Annotated in this window: 6 protein-coding genes; 2 read left to right on the top strand and 4 right to left on the bottom strand. The window is 22.0% G+C overall.

Going from position 1 to position 5,586, the window contains the following annotated elements; all coding sequences use genetic code 11:
• Positions 1 to 99 precede the first annotated feature (99 nt).
• The gene (locus BGI41_RS06380) at positions 100 to 825 is read right to left on the bottom strand and encodes a hypothetical protein (protein WP_088539625.1); all 726 of its coding nucleotides are present in this window, start codon (positions 823 to 825) and stop codon (positions 100 to 102) included.
• A gap of 399 nt (positions 826 to 1,224) precedes the next feature.
• Between BGI41_RS06380 and aroD the strand changes: the two genes are divergently transcribed.
• Both aroD and BGI41_RS06370 read left to right on the top strand, forming a co-directional pair.
• Entirely contained in the window at positions 1,225 to 1,923 is a 699-nt protein-coding gene (gene aroD / locus BGI41_RS06375) for a type I 3-dehydroquinate dehydratase (RefSeq protein ID WP_088539623.1), read from the top strand.
• 76 nt (positions 1,924 to 1,999) lie between these two features.
• Positions 2,000 to 2,614, top strand: coding sequence for a S24/S26 family peptidase (locus tag BGI41_RS06370; RefSeq protein WP_088539621.1), 615 nt, complete (start codon positions 2,000 to 2,002; stop codon positions 2,612 to 2,614).
• 727 nt (positions 2,615 to 3,341) lie between these two features.
• On the opposite strand, the gene BGI41_RS06365 is transcribed toward BGI41_RS06370, so the two are convergent.
• The 3 genes from BGI41_RS06365 to BGI41_RS06355 all read right to left on the bottom strand — a co-directional run bounded on the left by BGI41_RS06365 (position 3,342) and on the right by BGI41_RS06355 (position 5,396).
• Positions 3,342 to 3,752, bottom strand: a complete 411-nt coding sequence (locus BGI41_RS06365; protein ID WP_088539619.1) for a thioesterase family protein — start codon at positions 3,750 to 3,752, stop codon at positions 3,342 to 3,344.
• Between the two features lie 75 nt (positions 3,753 to 3,827).
• A complete protein-coding gene (locus tag BGI41_RS06360; protein WP_088539617.1) occupies positions 3,828 to 4,193 on the bottom strand; it encodes a hypothetical protein in 366 nt (121 codons plus the stop codon).
• A 330-nt stretch (positions 4,194 to 4,523) separates the two neighbouring features.
• Positions 4,524 to 5,396, bottom strand: coding sequence for a cation diffusion facilitator family transporter (locus BGI41_RS06355; RefSeq protein WP_088539615.1), 873 nt, complete (start codon positions 5,394 to 5,396; stop codon positions 4,524 to 4,526).
• Between the last annotated feature and the right edge of the window lie 190 nt (positions 5,397 to 5,586).

Raw genomic sequence — 5,586 nt, 5'->3', positions numbered from 1 at the left:
ACCTTAAAATAATTTAAGTAATATAAAAAATTATAAATCAAATTTAAATTATCTTAAAACAATTAAAGTAATATAAAAAAATTATAAATCAAATTTAAATTATCTTAAAATTCTAGTTTTATTTTCAAAAGGTACAGCTAAATCTAGAACATTACCATTCATAAATGCAGTAGCACTAACAATAACACTTCCAGGAATTACATTACATGGAGTTGCACTTTTTACAAGATAAGTATTTTTACAACCTAATGCTGCACCAATCATTGTAAATGCTACAGTACCAACTGATTCCATACCATTAATAGATGCACAAATTACAGGATCATCAGTTTCATTAGAAACATAACCTACACCAGGAATTTCACGTATTTTTCCTCCAATATAATCACATACATCATTAACATCTTTAAGGCCACGAGCTGCATCAATTGCAGAATTAGCAACATTTTCTACAAATTCTTCTCCACCATATGTATCAAAGTGTAAGATAACAGCATCTGGATAAATATCATCGTGAATATCAACTTGAGAATAAGAAACACCTTCCCCAGCATGATTTTTATCTGTAGATATTCCATCTAAATCTCCAGGATTTTCAGCATTATTCCTCATAATATCAATAATTCCTTGATTAACTGTTTCAAGTAAATCATCTTCAACATATGCTGCAATTACTATATCATCACCTGTAACATTAGTAAGTGCAGCTTTATATGCACCTAATTCTACAAGTTTTGGAATATCCTTTTTAATATTATCAATTAAAGATTGACTACAAGAAACATCATTAGAAGATATATCTGCACCAATAGTTGTAAGTTTCATATAACGCCCCATAAATTTTAATAATTAATTATATTTCTAAATTTTTTAATATTTATTATTTTATAAAAAAGTTTAAAGTAAAATAAAAAAAAAATTCAATAAACTAAAAATAGCTAAATATTAAATTAAAAATTAATCATAATATAAGAAAATTTTATAATTATATAAAATTAATATATAATATTAATTAAGATGATTTAAAATAATATATAATATTTATTTAAATCTAAATAATCTTTAAGATAAAATTAGATTAAATAAAAAAATATAAAATATTAAAATTTAGATTTAAAAACTAATACGAATAATTAAAATTATAAAGATTCATAACTTAATTTTTAAATAAATTAATCTAATTTAAAAATTTTAAAGATAATAAGAAATAGTTAAGATGATTCAATGTATTCACAGACAAAAATAGCAATTCCAATTGCTCAAAAAGATAAAGATAGTGCAATAGAAGTGGCAAAAGATTGTATTAGAAAAGGAGCAGATATATTAGAATTTAGAATAGATGCAATGGAAAATCCTGATAGTGAAACTCTTATAGATATTATAAAAACTATAAATTTTCCAACTATTGCAACTAATAGAATTGATTCTGAAGGTGGAAACTTCAAAGGAACTGAAGAAGAAAGAATAAATTTACTTCTAGCAGTTGAACCTTATGTTGAATATATTGATATTGAACTCCAAACAAACGATGAATACATTGAAAAGATTAAAGATACTGGAGTCAAAACTATTATTTCCTATCATGACTTTGAAAAAACACCAGAGTTAAGTGACTTAATGTATATTGTTAAAAAAGAAAAACAAGTTGGAGACATTGCAAAAATTGCAGTTATGCCACAAACATTAGAAGATACATTAGTAATTCTTGCAATATTATCAAGTTGTGATGATACAATTGCTATATCAATGGGAGAACTTGGATCATATACAAGAGTAATGGCATCTAAATTTAATTCACCAATAACCTTTGCAGCAGGACGAGATGTTACTGCTCCAGGACAATTAGATATTGAAACTATGAAAATGTTATTAAACACAAATATCATTGACGATGATGACTTACCAAAACCAGATACAGAATAAATAGCTACTTATCAAATAAGATATTAATAAAAATTATTATATAAAAATAGCTAATTTAAATATAAATAGTGAGAATATGAGTAAAAAGAGTATTCTTTTAATTATAATAATTATTCTAATAATAATTGGAATATTTGCTGTATTTAATAATACATGTCAAGTTAATATTGATTCAAATGGAACTGGTGGAACTATACAAATATTAGGACTTCCTATAAATCATGACAATAATCAAATGAGCAATGAAATAAGTGCATATTGTCAAAAAGAATTAATTAGTGAAAATAGTACTAAAGATACTATTCAAAATAATATAACAGATATTGCTAAAAAGTATGGATATACAGATGTTAAAGTAAATTTCCATTCAGAATTTGGAGATAATACCTTATCAACACTTTGTAAAGTTCGTGGAACATCAATGGAACCAACTTTTCAAAATGGAGAATATGTTATAGTAAATAAAACTAAAAATATTTCCATTGGAGAATGTGTAGTTGCAGAAACTCCAGAATATGGAACTATTATTAAAAGAGTTAGTGATATTAAAGGACAAGAAGTTTACTTAACAAGTGATAATAAAAAAATAAGCTATGAAAACATTAATGGTGAAATTTACAAAACTGAAGGTATTAAAACTTGGACAAGTAAAGATAACATCATAGGTATTGCTTATCCTCAAAATACTTAATTTAAATTAATATTATATTTATTAAAATAAGTATAATATTATTAAAAATATTTTATATTAAATTAAATAATATACAATTAAATAAACAGTTAATATTAACAATTTATACTAAATAAAAATAAAAAAACCAGTTAATATTTGCTAAAAAACTATTTTTTAAATTTTTACTAAATTAAATTAAAAAAACAACTAATTTTATAAAATACGGTTAATTAAGAATTAAATTAAAAAAACAACTAATTTTATAAAATACGGTTAATTAAGATTTAAATTTGAATATAAAATAAAAAAACAAAGGGAATTTAATTAATACATTTAAAACTTTTTAAGAAAAATTTTATATTCAAATTAAACCTCAATAACAAATATATTAAACTAAAGAGTTTAGGCCCTATAAATAAACTAAAAACAAAGGGAATTTAAAAAGGTTTTAAAAACGAAAAAAAAACTTTTTTAAACAAAATTTAAATATAGAGCCTAAACTCTTGATATTCTATAAAAAAATTTTCAACTAAAAACTTTTCATATCGAAAAACGGAAACCATATTCCGATATATAAAAGTTATATATTAAAGTATATAAATATTTCTAATTTTATAAAAATTATATCGATAAAAATAGTAATAATTAAAAAAATTTAAAGAAAAATAAAAATAATAAAAGAATAAAAATACTTAAAAAACAGAAATACTAATAAAAAATTAAAATAAATAATAAAAAATTAATTTTATTCTTTTTCTTCATCATAGAAGTGTTCTTCTAATTTTTTCCTTATATCATCAGGAATATTTACTGATTTTTGAGTATTAAAATTAAAATGAACCATTGTAGCTTTACCTTTAGCACATAATATACCATTCTGCCATGCTTCATGGTAAGTTGTAAATGAACTATGACCAATTCTTGAAACATAAGTTCTTATTTCAACATCATGACCATAGAATATTTGAGATAAAAATTCATATTCAGTTTTAAGCATAATAAGATTCCAATCATCATAACTTGTACTAAGATCTGGAACAAATAATTTAAAAATATCATTACGTGCTAATTCAAACCATCTTCCAAGAACATTATTATTAACATGTCTTAAAGCATCTGTATCTCCAAATAAAGGTGTTACACTAATTTTAAACATAATATCACATAAAAAATTTATAAAAAAAAAATAAAAAATAAATCAAAGATAAAAAAAATAAACTGTTTTTAAAAATTAATAATCAAAATCCTCAAATTGAGGACTACCTGCAGCACTTTGGTTATTACCATTATGATTATTATTGTTATTACTGTTATTCGTATTTGCAGATTTATTATCTTTTGATTCATTTTTAACAATAGTTGTATTGTTAACAGTTTTATTTACAGTAGGAGTTTTTTTAACTTCTTTAACTGTTTTTATTTGTTCAGGTGTAAAATTACCTTCAGAAATTACATTTAATTTTTCTGACTTATGCTCCATTTTTGGTAAATAAGGATTAACATATGAACCTGTAAATGATGCACATATACCTGCTACACCAAAAGCAATCAATGCAATTATAACCAATACTAAAATGTTTGCATGCATTCTTTTCATAATTACACCATAATTTTTTTAAAAAAATAAAAATTAATTATAATATTAATATATAATCATTATATTATATATCTAACTAAAAATATTAAAAAAAATTAGAATAAATAGAAATTAAATAAAAATTAAAAAATTACTTTTAAATAAAAAGACTAAATCAATAAAAAATAATTCATAAAAAAATTGTCTTTGAATAAAAAAAAATACTTCCTAAATAAAAAAATTACTTTTAAATAAAAAAAGCTAGTTCTAAATAAAAATTAAAAATTAAAAAAAAGTTATTTTAATATAAGTAAATAGTTTATATCATAAAATAAAAAATAAAAGAAAAAATCAATTAAAAATAAATTCAACAGTACTTTCAGAAGCATTGAACTCTCCAGAGATATGGTCAACTTTATGACGAATATCTGCTAAATCATTACAATTTTTAGTGTTAACCCTAAGTTTTGCAGTAATAATTTGATCTATACCATCAAGACTCCATAAGTGTAAATCAACAACTTCTTCAACACCATCAATTTCTGAAATTTCTTCTTTTAATTTATCAAAACTATAATTACTTGGAACTTTCTGAAGTAAAACTCTAAAACTATCAACTAATGTTTTACCTAATGCATAGATTAACCATATAGCAATAAGAAGTGATATTATAGGATCTAAAATAGCTAAATTCCAGAACATTAAGAGAATACTTAATACTAAAATAGCAACCCATCTTAATACATCACCAAACATATGATAACTAATAGCTTTTTCATTATATGTTTGTCCTTTATATACTTTATATACTGAGTATCCTTTAAATACAATTCCAATAATAGCAAATACAAACATTCCTTTTGCATCAGGAGTAACTATAGTAAGTAAACGAGTTAATGATTCATAAATAACAATTATAGATGCAAAAATTACAGCACAAGAAGTTATAACTGCACCAAGAACAGATAATCTTTGATATCCATAAGTATATTTATCATTTTTCTTTTTAAGTGAATATTTTTCAAGGAACCATGATACTAAAAGACAGAATGTATCACTTAAATCATGTATAGCATCAGAAACAATTGCTACACTATTAGTGTATATTCCACCAAATATTATAATAAAATTAAATATAAGACTTAAAAAGAAAGTTACTAGAATATGTGATTTTGCTTCAGTATGATATTCTTTTGATTTTTCAGTAGTACATTGATGTTCCATGATAAGATATTAGTAAATTCTACTTAAAAAGACTTTATATGATTATGTGTACATATTTAAAACTTATTTTTAATAATACAATTGAATGAATAGACATATGAAAAGTTAAACAATTGTAAAATCATGAATTTTTAAATAAAGAACTGATTATTTAGATTATAAATAAATATAATTAGATATTATATTAAAA

It is taken from the genome of Methanobrevibacter sp. 87.7 (assembly GCF_002208625.1).
Classification (GTDB): Archaea; Methanobacteriota; Methanobacteria; order Methanobacteriales; family Methanobacteriaceae; genus Methanarmilla.
This window is presented reverse-complemented; position numbering and strand designations above follow the sequence as displayed.